This window comes from Corynebacterium sp. ACRQJ (assembly GCF_022346045.1).
GTDB classification, from domain to species: domain Bacteria; phylum Actinomycetota; class Actinomycetes; order Mycobacteriales; family Mycobacteriaceae; genus Corynebacterium; species Corynebacterium evansiae.
In genome coordinates, this window is the sequence record NZ_JAKRMT010000005.1 from 111,539 (window position 1) to 136,116 (window position 24,578).

Annotated in this window: 15 protein-coding genes; 11 read left to right on the plus strand and 4 right to left on the minus strand. The window is 64.0% G+C overall.

The features are described from left to right. From gltB to MHX52_RS04665, 5 genes are all read left to right on the plus strand, one after another. Positions 1-4,608 carry a glutamate synthase large subunit gene (gltB, locus tag MHX52_RS04645; protein ID WP_239316819.1) on the plus strand — a complete coding sequence of 1,536 codons (4,608 nt, stop codon included), beginning with the start codon at positions 1-3 and terminating at the stop codon, positions 4,606-4,608. After that, complete coding sequence (locus MHX52_RS04650; RefSeq protein ID WP_239316821.1) at positions 4,609-6,147, plus strand: glutamate synthase subunit beta; 1,539 nt, start codon at positions 4,609-4,611, stop codon at positions 6,145-6,147. Beyond that, positions 6,144-6,839 (plus strand): LysE family translocator, encoded by a 696-nt coding sequence (locus tag MHX52_RS04655; protein WP_239316822.1) that lies wholly within the window; start codon positions 6,144-6,146, stop codon positions 6,837-6,839. Before MHX52_RS04650 ends, MHX52_RS04655 begins: the two co-directional genes overlap by 4 nt. A 20-nt stretch (positions 6,840-6,859) precedes the next feature. Beyond that, entirely contained in the window at positions 6,860-7,252 is a 393-nt protein-coding gene (locus MHX52_RS04660) for an RNA-binding S4 domain-containing protein (protein WP_049050644.1), read from the plus strand. Between the two features lie 109 nt (positions 7,253-7,361). After that, positions 7,362-8,195, plus strand: coding sequence for a VOC family protein (locus tag MHX52_RS04665; RefSeq protein WP_049050643.1), 834 nt, complete (start codon positions 7,362-7,364; stop codon positions 8,193-8,195). 22 nt (positions 8,196-8,217) lie between these two features. Here MHX52_RS04665 and MHX52_RS04670 read toward each other — a convergent pair whose 3' ends face one another. After that, positions 8,218-10,335 (minus strand): M13 family metallopeptidase, encoded by a 2,118-nt coding sequence (locus MHX52_RS04670; protein WP_239316824.1) that lies wholly within the window; start codon positions 10,333-10,335, stop codon positions 8,218-8,220. A 307-nt stretch (positions 10,336-10,642) separates the two neighbouring features. Between MHX52_RS04670 and MHX52_RS04675 the strand changes: the two genes are divergently transcribed. The 3 genes from MHX52_RS04675 to MHX52_RS04685 all read left to right on the plus strand — a co-directional run bounded on the left by MHX52_RS04675 (position 10,643) and on the right by MHX52_RS04685 (position 13,835). Beyond that, a complete protein-coding gene (locus tag MHX52_RS04675) occupies positions 10,643-11,305 on the plus strand; it encodes a hypothetical protein (RefSeq protein WP_239316826.1) in 663 nt (220 codons plus the stop codon). After that, on the plus strand, positions 11,298-12,266 hold the full coding sequence (locus tag MHX52_RS04680; protein WP_239316843.1) for a PrsW family intramembrane metalloprotease: 969 nt from the start codon (positions 11,298-11,300) through the stop codon (positions 12,264-12,266). The genes MHX52_RS04675 and MHX52_RS04680 overlap by 8 nt, the downstream gene beginning before the upstream one ends. 123 nt (positions 12,267-12,389) lie before the next feature. After that, a complete protein-coding gene (locus MHX52_RS04685) occupies positions 12,390-13,835 on the plus strand; it encodes a glycoside hydrolase family 25 protein (RefSeq protein ID WP_239316827.1) in 1,446 nt (481 codons plus the stop codon). Between the two features lie 532 nt (positions 13,836-14,367). Here the strand turns inward: MHX52_RS04685 and MHX52_RS04690 are convergent. The 3 genes from MHX52_RS04690 to MHX52_RS04700 all read right to left on the minus strand — a co-directional run bounded on the left by MHX52_RS04690 (position 14,368) and on the right by MHX52_RS04700 (position 21,512). After that, positions 14,368-17,841 (minus strand): arabinosyltransferase domain-containing protein, encoded by a 3,474-nt coding sequence (locus MHX52_RS04690; RefSeq protein ID WP_239316828.1) that lies wholly within the window; start codon positions 17,839-17,841, stop codon positions 14,368-14,370. A gap of 118 nt (positions 17,842-17,959) precedes the next feature. Next, the gene (locus tag MHX52_RS04695) at positions 17,960-20,059 is read right to left on the minus strand and encodes a galactan 5-O-arabinofuranosyltransferase (RefSeq protein ID WP_239316829.1); all 2,100 of its coding nucleotides are present in this window, start codon (positions 20,057-20,059) and stop codon (positions 17,960-17,962) included. A gap of 82 nt (positions 20,060-20,141) precedes the next feature. Further along, complete coding sequence (locus MHX52_RS04700) at positions 20,142-21,512, minus strand: NYN domain-containing protein (protein WP_239316830.1); 1,371 nt, start codon at positions 21,510-21,512, stop codon at positions 20,142-20,144. Positions 21,513-21,699: 187 nt separating this feature from the next. On the opposite strand from MHX52_RS04700, the gene MHX52_RS04705 reads away from it, so the two are divergent. From MHX52_RS04705 to MHX52_RS04715, 3 genes are read left to right on the plus strand one after another with little or no spacing between them, the layout of a single operon-like run. Next, positions 21,700-22,074, plus strand: coding sequence for a GntR family transcriptional regulator (locus MHX52_RS04705; protein WP_035004555.1), 375 nt, complete (start codon positions 21,700-21,702; stop codon positions 22,072-22,074). Then, a complete protein-coding gene (locus MHX52_RS04710; RefSeq protein WP_070488495.1) occupies positions 22,071-23,003 on the plus strand; it encodes an ATP-binding cassette domain-containing protein in 933 nt (310 codons plus the stop codon). The genes MHX52_RS04705 and MHX52_RS04710 overlap by 4 nt, the downstream gene beginning before the upstream one ends. Before the next feature lie 2 nt (positions 23,004-23,005). Further along, positions 23,006-24,304, plus strand: a complete 1,299-nt coding sequence (locus MHX52_RS04715; protein WP_239316831.1) for an ABC transporter permease — start codon at positions 23,006-23,008, stop codon at positions 24,302-24,304. The last annotated feature ends 274 nt before the right edge of the window (positions 24,305-24,578 follow it).

The following is a 24,578-nucleotide window of genomic DNA, read 5'->3' on the forward strand; positions in this document are numbered from 1 at the left end:
ATGAAAAACTACCCTGCACGCCAGGGTCTTTACGACCCCCAGTTTGAGCATGATGCGTGTGGTGTCGCCTTCGTGGCTGACATGCACGGCCGCGCGACACGCGACATTGTGGACAAGGGCATCCAGGCCCTGGTGAACCTGGATCACCGCGGTGCAGCTGGAGCGGAAAAGAACACCGGCGACGGCGCCGGCATCCTCATCCAGGTCCCCGACCGCTTCTACCGGGAGGAGATGGCCAAGCAGGACATCACCCTGCCGCCGGCCGGCCAGTACGCCACCGGCATCGCCTTCCTGCCGAACTCCCGCATGGCCGCGCTCGACGCGGTACGTGCCGTCGAGGCCATCGTGAAGGAAGAGGGCCTGAACCTCATCGGCTGGCGCGACGTGCCCGTCGACGACTCGAGCCTGGGCGCCATCGCGCGCGACGCCGAGCCGCTGTTCCACCAGCTCTTTATCTCTGGTGTTGACGCCAACGGTTCCCCCCTCGAGGGCCTCGAGCTCGACCGTCGCGCCTTCTTCGTCCGCAAGCGTGCAGAGCGTGAACTCGGCACCAAGGGTGCAGGCGAGGGCTCCGGTGGAGACACCGTGTACTTCCCCTCCCTGTCCTCCCGCACGGTCGTTTACAAGGGCATGCTGACCACCCCGCAGCTGCGGGAGTTCTACCTGGACCTGCAGGATGAGCGCATGGAGTCCGCGCTGGCCATCGTGCACTCGCGTTTCTCCACCAACACCTTCCCGTCCTGGCCGTTGGCTCACCCCTACCGCTTGGTTGCACACAACGGTGAGATCAACACCGTCCGCGGAAACGAGAACTGGATGCGCGCCCGCGAGTCCCAGCTGCGCTCCGAGGTGCTGGGCGATCTGGACCGCGTGCTGCCGATCTGTGATCCGGAGGGTTCGGATACCGGCCGCTTCGACGAGGCCCTGGAGCTGCTGCACTTGGCCGGCCGCAGCCTGCCGCACGCCGTGCTGATGATGGTTCCGCAGGCGTGGGAACGCAACCCGCACATCGACCCGCAGGTCCGTGCGTTCTACGAGTACCACTCCAGCTTCATGGAGGCCTGGGACGGCCCGGCCGCCATCACCTTCACCGACGGCACCCTCATCGGCGCGACCCTGGACCGCAACGGTCTGCGCCCGGGCCGCATCTGGATCACCAAGGACGGCCTCGTCGTCATGGCTTCCGAGGCCGGCGTGCTGGACATCCCGGACAGTGAGATCGTCAAGCGCACCCGCGTGGAGCCGGGCAAGATGTTCCTGGTCGACACCTCCCGCGGCTGCGTTGTGGAGGACGAGGAAATCAAGCAGGCTCTGGCCGACCAGCCCTACGAGCAGTGGGTAGAGGAGCACCTGGTCCGCGAGTCCGACCTGCCGGCCGCCGAGCCGATCGCCATGAACCACGAGCGCATCGTCCTGCGCCAGCGGGTCTTCGGCTACACCGAGGAAGACCTCGAGACCCTGCTGCGCCCCATGGCCGACAAGGGTGCCGAGGGCATCGGCTCGATGGGTACGGATACCCCGATCGCCGCCCTGTCCGACCGCCCGCGCCTGCTGTACGACTTCTTCGCGCAGCGTTTCGCGCAGGTGACCAACCCGCCGCTGGATAGCTACCGCGAGAAGATGGTCACCAGCATGTTCACCCAGCTGGGTGCGCAGGCGGATGTTCTTAACCCCGGTCCGGACGCCGCCCACCGTATCCACCTGGACAGCCCGATTCTGGGTAACCAGACGCTGGCCAACCTGGCGAATGCGGCGGAGAACGCCGAGGCCGCAGGCTCCGGCGTGGACTTGAGCGCCTTCAAGGCTGTGCGCATCCCGGGCCTGTACTCCGTCGCCCACGGCGGCAAGGGGCTGCGCGAGGCCATCAACCGCATTCGCCGCCAGGTCACCGAGGCGATCGAGGATGGCGCGACCATCCTGATCCTCTCCGACCGCGAGTCCGACGAGCGCTACGCCCCGATCCCGTCGCTGCTGCTGACCAGCGCCGTGCACCACCACATGGTGCAGGAGAAGACGCGCACCCGCGCATCGCTGGTGATCGAGTCCGGCGGAGCCCGCGAGGTGCACCACCTGGCCATGCTCATCAACTTCGGTGCGGATGCCATCAACCCGTACATGGCTCTCGAGACCGTTAATGAGATGGCCAACGACGGGCGAGTGGGCGTCACCGCAGAAGAAGCCGAGGAAAACTACATCAAGGCCGCGACCGCCGGCATCCAGAAGGTCATGTCCAAGATGGGCATCGCCACGGTGGCGAGCTACCGCGGCTCCCAGCTGGCCGACGTGGTGGGCCTGCACCAGAGCCTGCTCGACGAGTACTTCGTCGGCGCCTTCAGCCCCATCTCCGGCATCGGTCTGGACGAGATCGCTGACGACGTGGCCAAGCGCCACCGCGCGGCATTCCTGCCCCGCCCCGAAGAGCAGGCGCACCGCGAGCTCGAGATCGGCGGCGAGTACAAGTGGCGCCGCGAGGGCGAATACCACCTGTTCAACCCCGAGACCGTCTTCAAGCTGCAGCATGCGACCCGCACCGGCCAGTACCGCATCTTCAAGGAGTACACCGAGAAGGTCGACAAGCAGTCCGAGCGTCTGGCTACGCTGCGTGGCCTGTTTAAGTTCAAGTCCAACCGCCCGTCGATCCCGATCGAGGAGGTCGAGCCGGTCAGCGAGATCGTGAAGCGCTTTGCCACCGGCGCGATGTCTTACGGTTCCATCTCCGCAGAGGCGCACGAGACCCTGGCGATCGCCATGAACCGCCTGAAGGGCATGTCCAACTCCGGTGAGGGCGGCGAGGATCCGGCCCGCTTCGAGCCGGAGCCGAACGGTGACTGGAAGCGCTCCGCCATCAAGCAGGTGGCCTCCGGCCGCTTCGGCGTGACCAGCCACTACCTGAACAACTGCACGGACATCCAGATCAAAATGGCCCAGGGTGCGAAGCCTGGTGAGGGCGGTCAGCTGCCGCCGAGCAAGGTGTACCCCTGGATCGCCGAGGTGCGCGTGACCACCCCGGGCGTGGGCCTTATCTCCCCGCCGCCGCACCACGACATTTACTCCATCGAGGACCTGGCGCAGCTGATCCACGACCTGAAGAACGCCAACCCGGATGCCCGCATCCACGTCAAGCTCGTCGCCGAGCAGGGCGTGGGCACGGTCGCCGCCGGTGTGTCCAAGGCACACGCGGATGTAGTGCTGATCTCCGGTCACGATGGCGGCACGGGCGCCTCCCCGCTGACCTCGCTGAAGCACGCAGGTGGCCCGTGGGAGCTCGGCCTGGCCGAGACCCAGCAGACCCTGCTGATGAACGGCCTGCGCGACCGCATTACCGTGCAGTGTGACGGCCAGCTGAAGACCGGCCGCGACGTGATGGTGGCAGCCCTCCTGGGTGCTGAGGAATTCGGCTTCGCCACCGCCCCGCTGGTGGTCTCCGGCTGCATCATGATGCGCGTCTGCCACCTGGATACCTGCCCGGTGGGCGTGGCAACCCAGAACCCGGAGCTGCGCAAGCGCTACACGGGCCAGGCGGAGCACGTGGTGAACTTCTTCAAGTTCATCGCCGAAGAGGTCCGCGAGTACCTCGCCGAGCTGGGCTTCCGCACCCTGGAAGAGGCCGTGGGCCACTCCGAGTGCCTGACCGGCGGCGAGATGGAAGTCGATCACAAGACCGCGGGCAAGCTGGACCTGGCGCCCATTTTCGCTCGGCCGGACAGCCCCTTCATGCACCAGGACCTGCACCGCACCAAGGAGCAGGACCACTCGCTGGACAAGGCGCTGGACAACCAGATCCGTTCTGATGCGCAAGACACGATTCGCCGCGCCGCTGCGGGCGAGGACATCTCGATCGACCTCAGCTACCCGATCACCAACGTCAACCGCACCGTTGGCACCATGACCGGCTCGCTGATCTCTCGCGTTGCCGGCCGCGATGGCCTGCCGCAGGACACTGTGAACCTGCAGTTCACGGGCTCCGCAGGTAACTCCTTCGGTGCTTTCGCCACCCACGGCATGACGCTCACCCTTAACGGTGACGCCAACGACTACGTGGGCAAGGGCCTGTCTGGCGGCCGCATTGTCATCCGCCCGGCCGCCAACCACGCGGCGGAGGATACGACCAGCGACGTCATCGCCGGCAACGTGCTGGGCTTCGGTGGCGTGCAGGGCGAAATGTTCATCCGCGGCACCGTGGGCGAGCGCTTCTGCGTGCGTAACTCCGGCCTGACCGCCGTCGTCGAGGGCGTGGGCAACCACGGCTGTGAGTACATGACGGGTGGCCGCGTCATCGTCCTGGGCAAGATCGGCAACAACTTCGCAGCCGGTATGTCCGGCGGCATTGCCTACCTGGTGGATGACGGTAGTGGCGTCACTGACCGAATCAACACCGAGCTCGTCGACATCGAAAAGATCACCGACGAGGAAGAACTGCGCTGGGTCGAGCAGACGATCCAGACCCACCGCGACCTGACCGGATCTACTGTGGAGGTAAACGCCGCGGATCTGATCAAGGTCATGCCCCGCGACTACGCGCGTGTGCTCAAGACGATCGCACGGGCCGAAGCCGAAGGCTTGGACAACGACGGCATCGCCGCCGCAATCATGGAGGAAGTGAAGTAAATGGCTGATCCACGCGGATTTCTGAAGCACCGCCGCGAGTCGGCGGCACACCGACCCGTCCCGCTGCGCCTGCTGGATTGGAACGAGGTCTACGAGGACTTCTCCGACGACAAGGTGCAGACCCAGGCCAGCCGTTGCATGGACTGCGGCATCCCGTTCTGCCACGATGGCTGCCCGCTGGGCAACATCATCCCCGAGTGGAACGACCTGGTGCGCAAGGGCAACTGGCGCGAGGCCTACGACCGCCTGCACGCCACCAACAACTTCCCGGAGTTCACCGGCCGTCTGTGCCCCGCACCCTGCGAAGGCGCATGTGTGCTGGGTATCGGCGACGACCCGGTGAACATCAAGACCGTCGAGTACACCATCGTTGAGCACGCCTGGAAGGAAGGCTGGGTCAAGCCGATCAAGCCGAGCTTCAAGACCGGCCAGCGCGTGGCCGTCGTGGGCTCCGGCCCGGCCGGGCTGGCCGCCGCACAGCAGCTGACCCGCGCGGGCCACGACGTCACCGTCTTCGAGCGCGCCGACCGCATCGGTGGCCTGATGCGCTACGGCGTGCCCGAGTACAAGATGGAAAAGAAGTGGATCGACCGCCGTCTGGAGCAGATGGAGGCCGAGGGCACGAAGTTCGTCGTCAACACCTCGCCGACCGGCGAGCAGCTGAAGGAGTTCGACGGCGTGATCGTCGCCATCGGCTCCACCGTCGGCCGCGATCTGCCCGTCGTGGGTCGCGACCTGAAGGGTGTCTACCAGGCGATGGAGTACCTGCCGGAGGCCAACAAGGTCTGCGAAGGCGACCGCGAGGAATCCACCATCAACGCCAAGGGCAAGCGCGTGGTGATCATCGGCGGTGGCGATACCGGTACCGACTGCTTCGGCACCGCGCTGCGCCAGGGCGCCATCTCTGTGTCCCAGTTCGACATCACCCCGAAGCCGCCGAAGACCCGCGGTGCCTCCACCCCGTGGCCGACCTACCCGCGCATCTGGCGCGTGGCGTCCGCCCACGAGGAGGGTGAGTACCGCGTGACCGGCAACGAGTCCGCCGACGAGATCGCCGCCCTGGGCCTGGCCGAGCGCCAGCCGGGCGACGAGCTGGGCATCCGCCGCTACTCCATCAACACGGTGGAGATCACCGGCGACGGCGAGAAGGTCACCGGCCTGAAGGGCGCCGAGTGCCGCTTCGGCGAGAACGGCCTGGAGAACATCCCGGAGTCCGACTTCGAGATGGATGCCGACCTGGTGCTGCTGGCGATGGGCTTCGTCTCCGTCGAGGAGACCCCGGTGGTGCGGGACCTGGGCCTGCAGATCGGCGAGCGCGGCCGCCCCGAGCGCGACGACACCTTCCGCGCCCAGCCCACCAACGCTGAGTTCGCGGACATTCCGGTGTTCGTCGCCGGCGACGCGGGCCGTGGCCAGTCCCTGATCGTGTGGGGCATCTCCGAGGGCCGTTCCGCCGCCGCGGAGCTGGACCGCGAGCTGATGGGCGAGACCGCCCTGCCGCGCCCGATCAACCCGACTGACGTGGCGATGCAGGCTTGAGCCTAGCCGCTTACCTAGGGCTGCTCGGTGCCTGGGTGCTGGCCATTACGATGCCAGGCCCGGACACCGTGCAGCTCATTCGTTTGGGTGCCCGTTCGCGCCGCTCGGCGGTGTTCGCCGCGCTCGGAATCTGTACGGGCAACGTGTTGTGGCCGGTGGTCACGATGCTGGGCCTGGCCGCACTGATCGCGACCTTCCCGTGGATCCTGACGGTGTTGTACCTGTTCGGCGGCTGTTTTCTGATCTACATGGGCCAAGGCGCGTTCCGTTCCGGGTACGCGGATTGGCGCGCCCGGGCAGTCTTACCCACTGTGCCTCTTAGTGACGCCACCCGCGCCTCAACTGCCGACGGTGGAGCGCAGGCTACGGCGCGCGCACCGCTGGGGGACTTCTCCTCTTGGCGCCTGGGGCTTGCGACGAACCTCTCCAACCCCAAGGCGCTGCTGTTCTTCGGTTCGGTGTTCGCGCAGTTCATCCCGGTGGACGTGTCCTTGCTGGACCGGCTGCTGGTACTGGTTCTGATGACTGTCGTGGGTGTGGCGTGGTTCTGCGGATTCGCCCTGGCGGTGGCCGCGGGAGCGGAGAAGATCCAGCGGATCAACCCCTTCATCGAAATGGTGGCCGGCGTGATCTTCGTCGTGCTGGGCGCCTTCCTGGCCTTCGAGGGCGTGCAGATGCTGATGGGTAGCTAAAGCCCGCTAGACTGAGGCGCATGGAGTTTCCAGAGGTCAGCATTCGCGATTCCGAAATCAAGCTGGGGCAGTTCATCAAACTGGCGAACCTGGTGGAGACCGGTGGGGAGGCCAAGGAGGCCATCGCCGCCGGGGTTGTGCAGGTCAACGGCGAGGTGGATACCCGCCGCGGTAAGACGTTGCGCCCGGGCGACGAGGTGACCCTGGTGGATGCGGACACTGGCGAAGTGCTGGCAGGAGCCGTGGTGGCTGGCGCGAGCGGCGCGGCGGGTGCTGGCGCTGCTGCGAATGGAACGGAATCCGACGATGACCTCGGGGAATACTTCGACGAGTCCACCGCAGACGATGATTTCGACCCGGAGAAGTGGCGCAACGTCAGCCTGGAAGACGTCCGCGAGGATAACGCGATCTAGCGCTAGCTGAATGCCTGGCCGGTGGAGGCCGGGTGGCGTCAAAAAGAAACAACAGTTAGCCCCCAACAAGAGCACAAGCAAGAACACAAGAAAGAGCAGTGGAGGAACCATGCCCGCAATGATCGCTCAGCCCGGAATGCCCGTATGGCTGGACCTAGCCAGCACCGATGCGGCAGGGGCGGAGAAGTTCTACAGCGAGTTGCTGGGCTGGGAGTTCGAGCAGGTCTCCGATGGCTACGCCGTGGCGAAGAAGCAAGGCATGCCGGTGGCGGGTATCGCGCAGATCCCGGAGGGCAACCAGTCCGTGTGGGGAGTGCTGCTGTACACCCCGGATGTGCAGCAGGCGCATGACAAGGCCGTGCAGGCGGGGGCGAAGTCCGTGCTGGAGCCGCAGGACCTGGGCGACCGTGGCGACATGGCCGTCATCGTCGACCCGTCGGGGGCCACGGTCGGCCTGCGCAATCCCGCGGACGAGCATGCGTTGATCGCCGCGGGCGAGCCCGGCACCCCGGTGTGGTTCGAGCTCATGGTGGCGCAGAACTGGGATACGACGCTGGAGTTTTACCACGAGCTGGCGGGCTGGGATATTAAGGCCGCAGGGGACGGTGCAGAGGATGGCGCAGGGGAGGGGGAGTTCCGCTATGCCACCGGCGAGTTCGACGGCGCGGCAGTGGTTGGTCTGTGGGATACCTCCAAGCTGGAGGTGCCGGGGATGTGGACCGTTTACCTGGGCGTGGCGGACGTGGACGCCGCCATAGCCAGCACACCGGAGCTGGGCGGAAAGGTGATCCGCCCGGTTTGGGAATCCGAGTTTGGACGCATGGCCACCATCGAGGATCCGACGGGTGCGTTGGTGAACCTCTGCGAGATTGAGGAGTTCGTCCCCGACGAGGACGCGCACGAGCCGGACCTGCTGGCCCCGGAGAACTTCCAGGCGTTCTAGCGCGCCGGGCTGGCGGGCGCTGCTACCAGATGCAGACGCGCTCGTCCTCGGCGAGCCACATTCCGTCGCCCTCGGAGACGTCGAAGGCCTCGTAGAACTCCGCGATGTTGCTGGAGACCACGTTGCAGCGGAACTCCGCCGGCGAGTGCGGGTCGATGGAGGCGTACTGAGCCGCCATCTGCGGGCGGATCGCGGTCTGCCAGATCCGCGCCCAGCGCAGGAACACGCGCTGCAGGGCGGTGTACTCGGCGGTGTCCGGGTTGCCCTCGGCATCCACCAGCCCCTCGACCGGCAGCTTCTCCGCCGTCTCGAAGGTCTTCCCCTGGTCCGCCAGGTAGCGGCGCAGGGCCACGATGGCGATTCCCAATCCGCCGAGGTCACCGATATTCTCGCCCAGGGTGAAGCTGCCGTTAACGGTGTGCTCGGTGATGCCGCGCTGGCGCAGGCCCGTCGGCACCAGGCCATCGTACTGGGCCACCAGCTTGTCGGTCAGCGCGGTGAAGGCCTCGCGGTCCTCCTCGGTCCACCAGGAGTTCAGGTTTCCGTCGCCGTCGTACTTCGACCCCTGGTCGTCGAAGCCGTGGCCGATCTCGTGGCCAATCACCGCGCCGATGGCGCCGAAATTGCCGGCCATGTCCGCCGCCGGGTCGAAGAACGGCGGGCGCAGGATCGCCGCCGGGAAGGTGATGTCGTTCTTCACCGGGTTGTAGAACGCATTCACCGTCTGCGGGGTGGTGAACCAGGTCTCGTTGTCGCTGGGCTTGCCCAGCTTCGAGACCTCGTAGTTGTGGTTGAAGCGGCTGGCCGCCCGCACGTTCGCCAGCAGATCCGCGCCTGTGGAGCCGAATTCCAGGCCGTCGAAGTCACGCCACTTATCCGGGTAGCCGATCTTCGCCTCGAACTTCTCCAGCTTCGCCAGTGCCTTTTCGCGCGTCGCGGGGGTCATCCAGGCCAGTTCGCTGATGCGCTCGCGGTAGGCGGCGATCAGGTAGTCCACCAGCTCCAGCATCTTCTGCTTGTGCTCCGGCGGGAAGTGCTCGGCGACGAACTTCTTGCCGACTTCCTCGCCCACGGCACCTTCGACCAGCGCGACGCCGCGCTTCCACCGCGCCCGCTGCTCCGTAGCGCCGGACAGGGTCCGCCCGTAGAACTCCCAGTTCCGCAGGTTCACCTCCGTCGGCAGGTATGCCGCGCTGCTCAAGATCACCCGCCAGTAGGCCCACAGCTTCCACTCATCCAGGCCGCTGAACTGCGGGTTTTCGCCTCCGCCGGTGGCCATTGTCGCGACGTGCTCCAGGTAGCTGGGCTGGCACACCACGATCGTGCCCCCGCCCGCGCTCTGCGTATCCACGCCCGTGGCCGCCAGCCACTCGCGGAAGGGGAAGCCCGTCGGCAGATCCTCGACCTTTGTCGGGTTATATGTCTTCTCCGCATCGCGGCTGGCCACGTTGTCCCAGTGCCCGCGCGCCAGCTCGGTCTCGAACGCGCAGATCGCATCCGCCGCCGCAGCCGCGCCCGCATCCGCATACTTTCCGGGCAGCTCCAGTTCGCTGACCAGCCCCAGCATGTCCTCTACGAACTCGCGATAGGCCTCGCGGGTCGGCGCGTGCTGCTCCTCCCGGTAGTACGCCTCATCCGGCAGACCCAGCCCGGTCTGCACCAGGTAGGCGCGCTGAATGTCCTGGCTGGAATCCTTTTCGATCCAATACCCCGCAACACCACCGGTGCCCTCCATATCGAGCCTGCCGAGCACCTTGGCCAGGTCGCTGACCGAGGTGGCGTCACTAATAAGACCCAACGGCTCCCGCAGTCCGGCCAGACCCGCGGCGGCGATGCCCTGCACGTCCATAAAAGAGGAGTACAGCGCGCCCACGCGGCCGTTCGGCTCGTCGGAGGCGGCGGCCTCTACGATCTCGCGGACCTCCTGCTCAGCGAGGTCGCGCAGCTGGTGGAAGGTGCCGTCGACGGGGCGGTCGCTGGGGATCTTGTGGGTCGCCAGCCAAGTGCCGTTCACGTGGCGGTACAGGTCCTGCGCCGGTGATGGCTGGGTGGGCTCGCCGGCCTGGTTCTGAGGCGCGGCCTCGGAGATGTCGTCCGGGATTTCTACAGCGTTAGTTTTTGCAGCGTTGTTTTCTACCATGCACACCACCTTAGACACCGCCGCGGACAGGGTGTCCCGCACAATGGTTAGGCTATGGCGTATGTTCCATCATCCCGCGCCACAGGGCCCGCCGCAGCGTCCGTCACAGGGGCGACCAGCCCGCCAGCCACAGCGACCGATGGCTCCGGTTCCTCCGGTGCCAGCCCGCCCCGCGCCACCCGCAAAGCCTGCCAAGCCCGCCCCACCGACCACATATCGCCCCGCACCGACCAGTCCGAAGCGCCGCGGTGCGTATTCGGCCTATCTTTTAGGGACACTGTTGTTGCTGGTTGGGGGTGTCTTTATTGTGGACGCCACCCTGGAAGACGAGCCCCAATCCCTGACCGTCGCGGAAGGGATGGCGGACTCGGTCCTCACCTATTCCGAGTGGCCACTGCGGTTTGCCTCCCTGGAGGAATGCCACGATTCGCCCGGCCTGGGGCGCCCCGGAGTGATGGAATTGGATTGCGATGGAGAAAGCTACGGAGTGACCGGCCTATCGGGTGTGGACGTGAAAGGCGGCGAGGAACCCATCTCGCAGGCCGTGAACCGCGCCGTGCGTGCGATAGTTTTCCAGGACGGTGTGAACCTGCAGTCGATCGACGTGCTGGGCAAGATCTCGGAGGAAAACCGGGAGCAGTTGAAGAAGATGCATGTCAAGCAACTGCGCGTGACGGATACCTACAAGCTGGGGGAGAAGCGATTCGTGGCGGTTGCGTTCGTGAGGGATCCGGATGCGGTTCCAGAAGAGGGCGCGGATGCTGGTGCCGGTGCGGACAATGGCGCCGGCGGGGAGCCCAATAGCGAACTGGAGCACAGCCTCGAACCCGACGGCACGGCCCCGATAGTGGTGGTGCAGATGCCGGTGAAGTCGGCGTCAATCAGAAAGCAGTTAGAAGAGATCGACGAGTTCGTGCGCGGCGTCAGCTTGGACGACAACGCAGAAAGCGCAGGTGAATCCGATGTTTAAGGTGCGCAACTACCGCGTGTTCGAGGTGCCACTAGAGTTTCACTTGAAGCATCCGCCCCAGCAGCGGCCGAAACTGCGACTATTCCGCGACGGCTGGCTGGCGGCGTACTGGCTGCTGGTGGTTCCGAGCCTCGTGATGTCCGGGTTTCTGCTGATCGGCAATAACCCCTCAACGGTGAGTCCGACGCTGGGGCTGGTGCTGCTGATCGGCGCGCTGCACCTGGCGGGGGCGCTGCTGTTGGTGTGGGCGCTGCCGATATATAGGGGCACACCCAAACGGCTGGCTGCGCTGGCAGTGCTGTGGGGTGGGGCGGCCTCCGTGGTGCTGGCGGCGGTGGTGATTCAGCCACCGGTGGTGAGCACCGTAGACAAGCTGGGCTGGCACGGGCTGACGGCCAGCTTTGGAGGCGCCTACCCGGAGGAGATCGCTAAGGGGCTGGGCATCTGGCTTCTGCTGTGGATGGGGCGCGCTTGGTGGAACCGCCCGTGGCACGGCATTATCGCCGGATTGCTGGTGGGGCTGGGTTTCGAGGTCTTCGAGAACATGATGTACGCGATGATGCTGGCGGTGATGGATCCGGTGTCTGACATGCAAGGAGCCTTGTCGACGTACCTCGTGCGCGTGATTGCCGGACCTGCCAAGCACATGATGTTCAGCGCGCTGGTCGGCTATGGGATCGGCCTGGCGATGTTCGTGGGAGCGAAAGCGGGGAAGCCGCGCGGTGTCGCCTGGCGCCTGGGGGCGGTCGTGCTGTGGGGCGGTCTTGGCTTCTTGACGCATTTTGCGTGGAATATTCGCTGGCTAGATGTGTCGCCGGTGTTCCAGCTGCTGTGGATGGGCTTTGTCTGGGTGGCGCTGGCGGCGCTCGCAGTATGGGCGATTGTGTGGACGAGTGTGGAGTTTCTGCGGTGGAAAAAGCGCGGTGTTTGCCCAGCTGTGACGATATACCAGCGAGTGTGATAAAAATCACACAAGGGCTTGAGCAGGGATTTCCTGGCCAATGGTTTCATAGGGTGAAAGATGTGCCCCATGGGGTTGATGTGAATGATGTGAAACGTGTGGTTCTTGGGTATGGTGTGATTCATGATTTCACTGCCATGGCGCCGCTCCACGCGCACGTCCGTACCGAAACGCCTCACCGCAACGGCACTCGCTGGCTCCGCTTTGACGGTGGCAGCGCTCGTCGCCACCGATGTTGTTCCCGTCCCCTCGTGGGCGCTGAATGGCATCGACGTTGCCTCCCACCAGCACCCCGGTGGCGCAGCAATCGACTGGACTGCCGTGAAGCAGTCCGGCCAGTCCTTCGTCTTCGTGAAGGCGACCGAGGGCACGTCCTACACCAACCCGGCGTTCACCACGGACTCCGCGAAGGCCCAGCAGGCTGGCCTGGTTCCGGGTAGCTACCACTACGCCCGCCCGGGCAGCGGCAACCCGCGTGCCGAGGCTCGCCACTATGCCAGCGTTCTGGCCACCGGCGTGCAGCCCTCGCTGCCCCCGGTTCTGGACCTGGAGGAGCACGAGGGTCTGAACCCGACCCAGCTGCAGAACTGGGTCCGCGAGTGGATCGACGAGATTAAGGTCCAGACCGGCCGCGATCCGATCATCTACACCTACTACAGCTTCTGGATCCAGCGGATGGCCAACACCACTGAGTTCTCCGAGTACCCGCTGTGGCTGGCCTACTACCGCGACACCCTGCCGGATAAGATCCCGGGCGGTTGGGACCATGTCACCTTCTGGCAGTACTCCGGCTCTGGTCGCGTTAACGGCGTGCAGACCCAGGTGGACCTGAACAAGTACTACGGTGACGACGCTGCCCTGAACGCCTTGGCATCCGGCATGCCTGCGGATACCGCTGCAGGCCAGGCTTCCGAGGCGATGGATCCGATGCGTCCTGCCGTTGAAGGCGAGGCCGAGATCGCCAACAAGATTGAGCACGCCACCGGGGTGAATGTCCCGCTGGCATCCGACTTCATGATGCAGCTGCTGGGCGTTATCGGTGGCCGCGTGTCCCCGGACGTTCTGCTGACTCAGGGTAAGCAGCAGCTGCAGGGCATGGATCCGGCACAGGTCGCAGGATCCGCTGGCGGCCCGGATCAGGGTGCCCAGGCAACCGGTTCCGTGAAGACTGCCCAGGAGATTCTGACTGCCTACACCGCACTGTCCGGCGCACTGAAGGAGTTCAACGCTGGCGGTAACAAGCTGCCGGTCGAGGCCATCCTGAAGCTGATCCAGGGCTACGCACCGGGCGCTGGCGACCAGGGCGGCACGGTGAACATCGGCCAGGTTCTGAGCCTGCTGCAGCAGTTCGGCGGTATTTCCAACTGGAACGCCAAGCTGGAGAACGGCGAGGTTAAGCCCGACGCGAATGCCTTCGCTGAGCTGGCCGACGCCGCCAAGTCCGCGAACCCGGACGGCTCCGCGCCGACGGATGCTGCCGCCGCGCCGGCCGCTGGCCAGGCCCCCGCTGCAGGCCAGGCCCCGGCCGCTCCGGTTCCGCCGGCAGCCCCGGCTCCCGCTGCGAACTAAGCGCATGGTGCTTCCGCGCTAGGGAGCTAGCGGCTAAAAGAGAGAAGCGTCGCCCTGACCGGGCGGCGCTTTTTGCATCCCTATCCCGCTCTTGCACCCCTGTCTTGCTCTTGCTCGCACCCCACGCTCTTGCGCCTTTCCGCGGTCGCGCACCCCTGTCTCGGCGAGCTGCAACCGGGGAATGTCCCAAATTTTCCACTCTGTTTTTATAACCATCTATTTCCGCAGGTCAGAGCGGTGCAAATTTTTGCTGCAAAGGCGCTACTCGTTGAAAGTGGAAGATTTGGGACATCGTCCCCCTAGCGCGAGGCATCCGCCGATGCATCGCGGCACTGCGGCATCGGAGGATCGGGGCAGTGCGGCAACGGGGCACCGCGGCATGCGGCTGGGGAGTCCTCAGACCGTGGAGGCTGCAGGGCTCCTAGGGGCATGCATAAGTGCCAGGGCATGAAGGGGGACCAAGGCATGAAAAAGGGCGGGATGGTAAACCACCACCCCGCCCAGCCCTGCTCAGTGGCCGGCCCTGCGGAACCTAGTCCGAGAACTTCATCGGCCCGTTGTACCAGAGCCCAGAGCGCTTATCCGTCTCCGTATCCAGCTTCACCGGCTTCGGCTTATCGCCGTTCGCATTCGGGAACGGGGTCAGCTTGTCCAGCACACCCCAGTCCCGCTGCCAGTCGTCCTGCAGGTAGGTCGGTACCTCTTCGGCCTGCGAGGTCATCTGCACCAGCCCGTAGGAGCCACCGCCGGAGTAGTCCATCACTGGCGTGTGGTTGCTGCGCACGTCGTGGTCCGGCGAAATGCGGAACTCTGCTGCCTCTGCCACACCTGCCCAGTGGTCATACGGCTTCTGGCACGGGAACTGGAAAGCGATGGTCCAGTCCAGCAGTGTCGGTGCTTCGGAGCCCACGTAGTCGTTCAGCGACTCCATCTCCGGCACGCGCGGCGGCGTAATGGCAATCCACTGCGTAGGCGTCAGGTTCGGATCGTTCGCCACAATGCGCACCGAGTCCGCATCCTCCGGCACCTGGTCCATCGGGATGCGCAGGTTACGCCACTCGGGCGCGTAGCCCGGATCCAGCGGAATCTGCTCGCCGAGCACCTCAAAGTCCTCAGCCTTCTTGGAACCTCCGGACTTGCCGAACTGGACCTTGATCTCCTGGCCGTACTTGAAGATGCCGTCCATGTCGAAGTGTCCGACCTGCCCGGCCACGCTGAATACCAGCAGCGGCAGGCCCTCGCGATCCTCCGGCAGGCTGTACCAGCTGGTCGTAGTGTTTGCGGGCGTCTGCAGGCCCTCGGTGTACGAGCCGACCACTGGCACCTTGTTCGCGTCAATTCCGAACGGCAGCACGGCATAAGATCCGTTCACGCCCTTGGTGGCCTTCAGGCCGCCGGTGGTGCCGGATGCGTCGCTGCCGTCGTTGCGGTCACTGCTGCTCGTCTCTTCCTCGGACTTGTTCGTTGCCCTATCTTGTGACGCCGCATTCTGCGTGTCTCCCTGGTCAGAGGAAGCGTTCGTGTCGTCGGAGCCGGAATCCTCGCTACGGAACTGGTCGGAAGAGCCCACCGTGGCCTGGGAGTCGCCGGTGGACTTGGAGTCGATCTTGGCGGGGATGTTGTTCGGCTCGAAGCCGCGACCCCCGCCGCTGGTCAGGGATTCCTTCAGGGAGCTACCGTCGGCAGGCTGGAGGAAGGAGTCGTTGGTGTTGGTTTCCACCAGAACATCCGCAGCCTGGTTACAGGTCTGGCCCGTGAGAGCCATCATGTTGCCCTTGCCCACGGAGTAGGCGGGCCACTGGCTGACCATGCCCTTCGTCAGGGAGGCCAGGGTGAACACGACCGTGAAGGCCGTCAGCACGGCGATTGGCGCGGCCGTCAGGCCGCGGAACTGGTGGAGCTTCTTAGTCTCGGCCCGTTCAAGATCTGCCACTTCCGATTCGGTGGTGGCACGGGCGCGTTTGGCGTCCGCAAGAAAGCCAACGATCACACCCCAGAAAAGAACCACGACAGATACAGCAAGCATCACGGTGCTAGCGGTGATACCAGAGAGCTGCACCGGCTTATCCCACCACGGCACGCCGTAGGAGGACAGGTACCACCAACCGTTCGGGCCGGCGAGGGTGAAGGCGAACAGCATCAGGGTAGAGCCCAGGAACAGCAGTTGGTTGCGCCTGGTCTGCAGCGCGAATCGCGAGGCGGCAACGGCTGCTAGAGCCGTCAGCGCAGCACCGATACCCGCGAACACGCCGAAGTGGTGGGTCCACTTGGTGGGCGTGAACGTCATGAAGAACAGCGTGCCCAGAATGATCAGCAACAGGCGGGTGGACGGAGCCTTAGCGGCACCGGTGATGCGCCCGTTGCGCAGCATGGCAGCCACGACGATGCCAATGCAGAAGAACAGCATGACCATGGTGAAGCGGCGCGGGAAGCTGCCGTCGACGGTCTGCTCCATGAGGGCTTCGTAGCGACGGAACTCCTCGAACCACTGCATAGACGGGCCGATTTCTCCGCGCAGCTTGATGGCCTCGGTGACGGTGCGCAGCGTCTGGTCTGCGAACACAGCCGTGAGGATCGCGGTGCCGGCGGCCAGGAACGGCGCGATCTGCGCCAGGATGGCCGCAATGACCGTCTTCTTCGGGGCACCCTTCGGTGCGCCCAACAGAGGCAGGCGGCGGGTGAGAATGCGAATCAGCGTGCCCAGGGAGGCCAGCAGGGCCGAGACGGCCATCAGGCCAGTCGGGCCCGCTCCCAGCGCCAGGGTGGCGATGATCGTGCCGACCGCGGCGGGTAGCAGGCGGTGGGTGGCGATGGCGCGTTCGAAGGAGACCCAAGCCAGCAGGGAGAGCACGGCGATGATCGGCTCCGGGCGCGTGCCGTTGTTGAAGGTCATCCAGAACAGCAGGAATGTCGCCGCCATGGTCCAGTGGGCGACTTGGCGCTGGTTGATCTTGGCGCCGAGGCGCGGCATGACCTCACGGGAAAGGACCAGCCACGTGACGATGCCCGCGATCAAGGAGGGCAGGCGCATCCAGATGGATGCGGAAGAGATCTGCGTCATCAGCGCCAGCAGGTCGTAGAACGGCGAGCCGAAGGGGGATTCCGGTACGCCGAACCACCGGTAGTAGTTGGCCATGTAGCCGGACTCGTGGGAGACCTTGGCCATGGTCAGCAGGTAACCGTCATCGGAGGTGTTGGCGCCGACGAAGTACCAGGCCAGCAGGATGAAGCCGACCACGCCGTCGAGCGGTCGGGGCTTCCACCAGTTGCGGTGGAACAAGCGGCGGGACGTGGTCCGCTTGTCGAGGATATCGATGCGGTACAGGCAGTACAGGGCGATCGCGGTGGCGATGATGCCTACGAAGATGGCCAGGTACTTGATAGCCGACGGGGAAGAGGTAAAGCGCGAATCGACGGTGACGTGTGCCTGGAAGCCCGCGTCGATCGTGTTGTTGGCGTTCTTCTCCGTGTTCTTGATGTCCGTGTAGATGCCGGTGAGGGCGGGGCGAACGTCGGCATCGATGGTGGAATCCAGCGCGTAGTGCAGGTGCTTGTCTGCGTCCGGGACCCAGGCGCGGGTGGATTCGTAGTTGGAGGTGATGCGCAGCTGCGCGTCGTCCGGCAGCTTCTGCAGGGCGTCCTTGTTGATGGACAGCGGAACGACGTTGCGCACGACCACGTCGAGGTTGTCGTCGGTGGAGCGGACGAACAAGCCGCGGAGGGTGGCCTCAGTGGATTCTGGCGGGAGGGTGGACAGGACATTTGTCGCACCTTCATCCAGGTTGCGCACTTCCTGGATCGGAACCGTGATGTCTACGTCTTGGGGGACGTAGGAGATCAGGGGCGCCTGGACGGAAGTGAGTTCATCGTCCTGAGGCCAGTTGAACGAGGACTGTACCTGGTTTACAGGCAGGAAAGGCAAAGATACGAACATCACCATGCCGATGAGGCCGGAGACGATGGACGCTAACTTTAGTTTCCCTGTTGGCTGCTGAACTTTAGACACAACAGGTAATTGTAGGCCACGGCCGGGCTAACACAGAACTCAATTAGCCTATTCGCCGGGATTTCTGTTAATTCCTGTTACTCAGGGAGCTTTTTGTGACGCCACCTACAGTGTTCACCTAGCGCTGGCGCACTGCGATGACAAACGGTCCGACCTGGTGCAGATTCCAGCCCTCGGAGAACGCGGAGGCGTCGAAGTGGATCGCGCGGAAACGCACGTTCGGCTGGCTGGGGTAGATGTCATCTGCCACCAGGTAGGTAAATGTGCCGTCGGCGGTGGTGCTGTCAGCGCCGTCGGTGTCGTCGACGTCGTCACCGCTGCTATCGGGGGAATCCAACTGCCCGCGCATGAGTAGCGCATCGGGTGCCTTCCACCCATTTGCTTTCTCTGCGTTGTCCATCGCAGCCAGCAGGTCCTTGGGATCCGTGATCTTGCTCCAGCCCTCGATCTCCTCGTTACGGCGAGCGAAGTCGCCCAACGGGTTGGCATAGTGTGAGGTAAAGGCCTGGTAGGCGTGGTACGGATAGTAGGCCATGAAGCTCTTCTCGTCCGTGAGCAGCACCTTGCCGGATCGGCCGCCGAGCTCCTCGGAGAGCACCTCGTCTACCTGCGAGTAGTACACGGCGGAATCGCCCGGAAGCTTGTCCGCACGTTTCCCATCGCCGTCGGTATCGGTGTAGGCGGTGTCGATGTGGTTCTCGTGCTCGAAGGGGATCTGCGTCGCATAGTGAATGCCACATACGGCCATCACGATAGCCATTACGCGGCTAATCAGTACGCCGTTCCTAGGCATGCGGCCCGCCGCAGCCGTGAGCTGCGGAACATACACCAGTCGCCAATCTGCGATGGCCAGCACGCCCGAAACGGCGAGGATAATGCTGATTGGTACGGCCATGCGGAAGCCCAGCAGCGTGGTGCCGAAGACCGTCATCAGCAGCGACAGGATCACCCATGCGTAGCAGACGAGCAGGCCGAGCGTCAGGGCGCGAACGTCGCCGTCTTTACGGCGGAAAACCATCCAGATCAGCGCGATGATGGAGAGGATGCCAATGGCCGCAGACTCGAAGAATGGGGTGGGCACCTGTGTGGCAACTTCCGGCAGGTAGTGCTGCGCGGTGCTGGTGGATCCATGAGTCTGGGTGACCAGGCTCCATAGGTATGGTGCCCAGCCCAGCAGGGCGATGGCGATGGAGCCGGCGCCGATTGCCACCAGGCGGATCAGCGGTTTGATGCCGCGTACCATAACTGCGCCGACTACTGCGAGTACCACTACCGTCAGGGCGGATGCGGCTGTGTACAGCGTATAAAGGTTGGCCGAAAGCCCCAGATAGATGATGGATCCGACGAGCGCGGCGCGCCCTCCGTGCAGCGCGCGCCGGGCGAGGACAAACGCCGGTGCCATGCCCATTGCCACAATCGCCGCGTAGGGTTCATCGCCGCCGACCGTCAGGGTAACCGTCACGGTCACTAGTGCCAGTGCGCTGGCGATAGGTAGTGAACCGCAGATGCGCTGCCACACCGGCACCAGCATGCTGGCGGCCATCGCCATCGTGATGAGCGCCCAGGGCTGCATTGCCACCCAGCCGGCCAGGCCAAAGGTGCGGGCGAACAATCCGCCGCTGAAGAACCACAGGCCAGGGTAGAAGGAAGGCTGGTCGATGTATGCCATGTCCTCCCAGCCCAGCTGGTTGGTCATGCGGGTGAGGAACTGCGTGCGAAACGCCTGGTCTACGCTGATTCCGCCGAGGTAAAGCTGGGTTGCCGCCAGCGGGATACCCAGCGCTGCCAGCACCAGCACGGCCGGTGCAAGGTGCATGATCAGCTGCAGTAGGACGGAGACCCACCCGCGCAGAGCTGGCCGTTGCGATCCCCGTGCACCTAAGCCCTTACCTCGCGCATCTTTGCTCCGCGCGCCCTTGCCCTGCGAACCAGTAGCCTGCCCGCTGAGCATCCACTTCGCCGGGTAGACCCACCAGTAGCAGGCCAATCCGGTGAGCACGACCAGGATGGTGATGGCCGCGGTAGTTAGTCCGCGCAGCACGAAGCTATTGTTAAAAGCGGGGAAGTTCGTGTGCGCCATCAGGTACCACCCCAGGGTGGTTCCGGCGAATGCAAGCGCACCGGTCACAACGAGGCGCACGAGGGTTTGGCGGATGGACAGCGCGTCCTTGGTGAAGGGAACCGTCCGATCAGCCTGCGTGGCGGAACTTGAGCTCATTGCTTCATTCTTGCACACGCCCCGGACAACCCCAGCTGTCCGAAGCCGTGTGCGCGGGTCGCGTCCGTCACGCCCCGCTCAGTCAGCGCAGCATGATTGCCCTAATTCCGGAGTGGAATCCGTCGCGCAGGCCCACGCGCTGTGTTTCGGAGAGCGTGTACTCGTGCAGAGTCTCGCAAGCAAACTGCAGCAGTGGCCGGTCGATCTCCGGGGGCAGCCCGCCGCCCGACAGCAGGTGGGCGTTGTCGCGCTGTTCCTCGTTCGCCACGTTGTCGTACCACCACACCGCGTATTGCTGGCCAATGTCAGACGGGCTCTGCTCGCCCGCGGTCGCCCACACCTCGTTCGGCAGCGGCACGTAGCGGCTGCGCAGCTTGCGGTGGCGCGCCATCATGCCGGGGTTCGGACGCGGCTTCGGCTTGGGTGCTTCTGTTTCTTGTGCTTCTGCCGTCTTATTTTGTGACGCCGCCGTGCCCGGCTCGGCCGCCGCCTCAGCCGACGTACTGGGCTCCGTCGCTGCGGGTCGTACGCTGTCTGCATTTTGTGCAGCTTCGGCCGCATCCACCGCCTCAGCTGCAGTTTCCGTGGCGGGTTGGGTTGCCGGGGTTGGGGTGGCCTCCTGGTTCACGCTCGGATGGGTGGCGCCCCGGGAGGTAGCGGCTGGGCCACTGCGCACTGGTTCTGGAATCTGGGGAGTACCCGGAGTCTGTGGTTTGGCCGAGTCCGCGGGTCCGGTCGCGTCCGCATTGCCGACGGCGCCCTCCTTGGCTGAGTTTTCATCGGCAGGCCCATCCCCGGGAGCATCGGCGGCGGTGAGCACGCACGGACTCGAATCCGCCGGCTCTTCCGCATCGCCCAGGGGCTTGTCCTCGGGCTGTTCGGGCTGCTCGCCGGCTGGCAGGGGGCCTTCCAGCACTTGCAGGCGCATGGTGTCGCGGAAGTCCTCGCGCGGGTCCAGGATCGTGGTTGTATCGCAGGCGAAGCGCAGGGCGGAGGACATGGAATCCCAGCCGAAGCCGTATAGATGCACACGGATGCCTGCGGCGACGGCTTCTTCAACACCGGGCAGCATGTCGGCGTCACCAGAAACGAGCACGATGTCGGATACCTGGCGCTTCATCGCGGCGATAACGATGTCCGCGACCAGGCGCGTATCCACTGCCTTTTGGGTGCGGCGGTCGCCCCATTCGATCAGCTGACCGGCGCGCAGCTGCACGCCTGGCTCGCTGCGCAGGGAGCGCTGGTAGCGGTGGGGGCCGGAATCGGGGATGCCGTCGTACCAAAACTGCCGGTGAACGGGCTGCTTCAGCTGGTCCTGGATCATCTGGCCGAGGACTGCTACGACCTCCGGAAGGTCGATCTCTAACTGGGCGCGCGCCCCGGTGTCCCAGGAGTTATAAAAGCTTGCTAGCAGGTAAGACGTGTCGACATAGACCTGTGTGCGTTCCAACATTGTTCATTGCTCTTTTCGTTTCGTTCGTAACTAGTTCTTGCGTGTTCTTTCCCTCTAGCATGCCTGAAAACTTTGTTGTATGGTTAGTTACGCAAGTAACCAACCAACTAACTAAGCGTGTTGAGAATGCGCTGAAGCGCAGAACGCACTGGGAGCTTGTTAAGTCGCAGACCGAAGGAGGTGCCTCATGAATGAATCGTCGACTCCGCTTTTTCAGCAGGTCGCAGACCTCATCGCGGACGCGATCGTGGATGGGTCACTTCCTGAGGGCGAACGCGCGCCATCGACTAACGAACTCGCAGAATTTCACAGCATCAACCCCGCAACCGCCAGAAAAGGGTTGGCGCTACTTGTCGATCAGGGCGTGTTGGCCAAGAGGCGCGGCGTGGGGATGTTCGTTGAACACGGCGCCCGCGAGCGAATCCTGACCTTGCGTAAGGAGGCTTTCGCTGCCAGTTATTTGGTTCCTCTCGTCGACGAGGCCGCCAAGTTGGGCATGAATCGCACACAGCTGAAAACCCTCATGGACAAAGTCGCAGAAAGTCGAGGACTCTACGAATGATTGCCACTACGTATCCCGACGCAGCCTCTGGCGTCGCCCCCGATATCGAGCTGCGTGATGTCAGGCGCAGGCTCGGCTTCACTCACGCCCTTGATGGCGTGACGGCGCACCTGCCAGGGGGTCGCGTCTATGGCCTTATCGGCCGCAACGGCGCTGGTAAGACCACTCTGCTGCGCACGATTGCCGGCCAGCTGCGGGCCAAGGGCGAGGTTCTCATTGGCGGCCAGCCGGTCTACGACAACACGGAAGTACTGAACAGCTTGATTCTGTCTGGCCCCGATGTGCCGTGGCCTTCGGATATTAAGGTCAAGCAGTTACTCAGTGTGGTCGCCGCCCGCTGGGAGACCTGGGACCAGCGCTATGCGGACCAGCTCTGCGAGGATTTCGAGGTCGATACGCGCAAACCCCTGTCTAAGCTCTCGCGCGGACAAAAATCCCTGGTCTCGATCGTTATTGGACTGGCTGCGCAGTGCCCCGTCACTCTCCTCGATGAGCCCTACCTGGGCCTTGACGTCCAGAATCGCGAGTTGTTCTACAAACTCTTGCTGCAGGATGTCGAGCGCAACCCGCGCACATTCATCCTCTCCACCCACCACGTCGACGACGCTGCTCGCATCCTCGATTCCGTCGTCCTCCTCGACAAGGGCCGCATTACGGGAGTCGGCACCCTCGACGCCATCACCGAACGCATCGCGATCCTCTCTGGTTCCGCCGCGGCAGTCGAAGCCACGCTCGGCGAGGTTGGGGCCACTGGTTCTGTTCTTAATGACGCCACGTCCTCCGGCCTACGCCGGGTAGTCCTAGATACTCACGGGCTGGAAACCGATAGCGTGCAGGACCTCGCCGCACGCATTGAGGGCAGTGGAGTGCGTGTGAGCAGCGCGGACCTAGAGCAGGCGGTGCTAGCGCTGACCGGAAGGGAGTTCTAGCCTTGGAGACCACCCACCGACCCCTGCCCTGGGGAACGCACTGGAAACTGGCCATGCGCCAGCTGCTGGCTAAATCCGGGAACCTTGGCTTTGGCGCCGTGTTCATTCTTTTGCTCCTGTTCTTCTTAATGGGCGGAGAGGAAATCAACGGGTTCAAGCTGGGGGTATACCTACTATTTGGCTTTCCGCTGGGGCTGCAGCCGATCACCGCAGTGTGGGACAAGGCTCAGCTTCGCGCTCTGGGAATGAGTGTGGCGGATATCCGCCGAAACCTCCTGATAGTAATGCCAGTTGCATCGGCAGCCGTCTGCGGAGCGATGCTTTTAGGCTACGTTCTTTCGCTAATTTTCAATTGGCACATCCCGGCATTCTGGGTTGTCCTAGGATTCGTCTTCCTCGTGCATGTGGCCAGCATCATCGGGGCTCTGACACGTGTCGGGGATAATAGTGAGGTCGTCAAGGGTTCCACGAGCGATACCGAGGAAGACGAGACCACCCAAGCGGATAAAGCCAAGTGGGCTGAATTGTTTAACGCGGAGACGAGGTGGCGTCAACAAGAAAAGAAGGGCGAAAACCCCACGGCGCTCAACTACATTGCCTCCTGGCGGATCGATGGGTTCATGGCTTGGATGCACCTGGCTGGATTCATCGCGATAGTCATCGGTGTGATCGGCTGGTTCGCATCGGGGCTAACGCCTAGTGGCGCGATGTGGCTGTACCCAGCAGCGATGATTCTGCCGGTAGCTGCCTGCTACCTGGGTGAGACGCTGAACTCGAGCTTGCGCACTTGGCTCGTGCTTTCGGGTGACCGACGCCGCTGGTACGCCAAGGCTATGGGTCGGCTAGTTTTGTGGCTGCCGGGTGTGGCTTTATTAGTTCTGATCGGGACGGCGGAGTTCACGCTATTTAGTGCGCTGTTCCCGGGGATCGGCGATCTAGAACTGCACGTAAGCGGAAAGGGTCTACTGATGACCCTGCTTATTGCTCTGACAGTGGCAATGGTCTTTGGCCTGATGGCAATCGTGAGCTTCTGGGTGAGCAACCGCTTCAGCGGATGGATGAGGTGGGTGGCCAGCCTGCTGGCCATCATGCTGATGTCTGTCGCGATGGCGGTGATCATCGTCTCGGTTCAAGAGATTGATGAGGCTGGAATCGACCTATTGGGGCCTGTTGGTGCAATCCTTGGAGCAGTGGGTGTGGTGACAGTGCTCGTATTCGCAGCGCTGCGATGGGGGATCGGGCGTTTCGATACGGCCCATGAGTCAATCCAGGAGAATCTGGGGCTGGATTCGGAGGCCTAGAACGCCCTGCGAAAATGTGTTGTGGCCTGCGGGTTTGTGTTTGGTGTGGGGTGTGTGTACATTAATCCAAGTCAGCGCGACACAGCACCGCGAGTTACAGACTCTCGGAACGCTGGAAGTCATAAGCGTCTGGCCAATCATTTTGAAGCTGTAAAAACAGTTCGTTTGTGTGCGAGTGCAACGGGTTGTTTACCGGGAATTTGCTTTATCTTCACGGTTGCTTTACACTCGTAATCCGTCGCAACGTGACTGCCACTGTGTGGTGTGTTTGTTG

Excerpts from the sequence above, each read along its gene's own strand:
- gltB (WP_239316819.1), top strand. The coding sequence starts at position 1 with ATGAAAAACTACCCTGCACGCCAGGGTCTTTACGACCCCCAGTTTGAG.
- MHX52_RS04650 (WP_239316821.1), top strand. The coding sequence starts at position 4,609 with ATGGCTGATCCACGCGGATTTCTGAAGCACCGCCGCGAGTCGGCGGCA.
- MHX52_RS04660 (WP_049050644.1), top strand. The coding sequence starts at position 6,860 with ATGGAGTTTCCAGAGGTCAGCATTCGCGATTCCGAAATCAAGCTGGGG.
- MHX52_RS04665 (WP_049050643.1), top strand. The coding sequence starts at position 7,362 with ATGCCCGCAATGATCGCTCAGCCCGGAATGCCCGTATGGCTGGACCTA.
- MHX52_RS04670 (WP_239316824.1), bottom strand. The coding sequence starts at position 10,335 with ATGGTAGAAAACAACGCTGCAAAAACTAACGCTGTAGAAATCCCGGAC.
- MHX52_RS04680 (WP_239316843.1), top strand. The coding sequence starts at position 11,298 with ATGTTTAAGGTGCGCAACTACCGCGTGTTCGAGGTGCCACTAGAGTTT.
- MHX52_RS04685 (WP_239316827.1), top strand. The coding sequence starts at position 12,390 with ATGATTTCACTGCCATGGCGCCGCTCCACGCGCACGTCCGTACCGAAA.
- MHX52_RS04695 (WP_239316829.1), bottom strand. The coding sequence starts at position 20,059 with ATGAGCTCAAGTTCCGCCACGCAGGCTGATCGGACGGTTCCCTTCACC.
- MHX52_RS04700 (WP_239316830.1), bottom strand. The coding sequence starts at position 21,512 with ATGTTGGAACGCACACAGGTCTATGTCGACACGTCTTACCTGCTAGCA.
- MHX52_RS04705 (WP_035004555.1), top strand. The coding sequence starts at position 21,700 with ATGAATGAATCGTCGACTCCGCTTTTTCAGCAGGTCGCAGACCTCATC.
- MHX52_RS04710 (WP_070488495.1), top strand. The coding sequence starts at position 22,071 with ATGATTGCCACTACGTATCCCGACGCAGCCTCTGGCGTCGCCCCCGAT.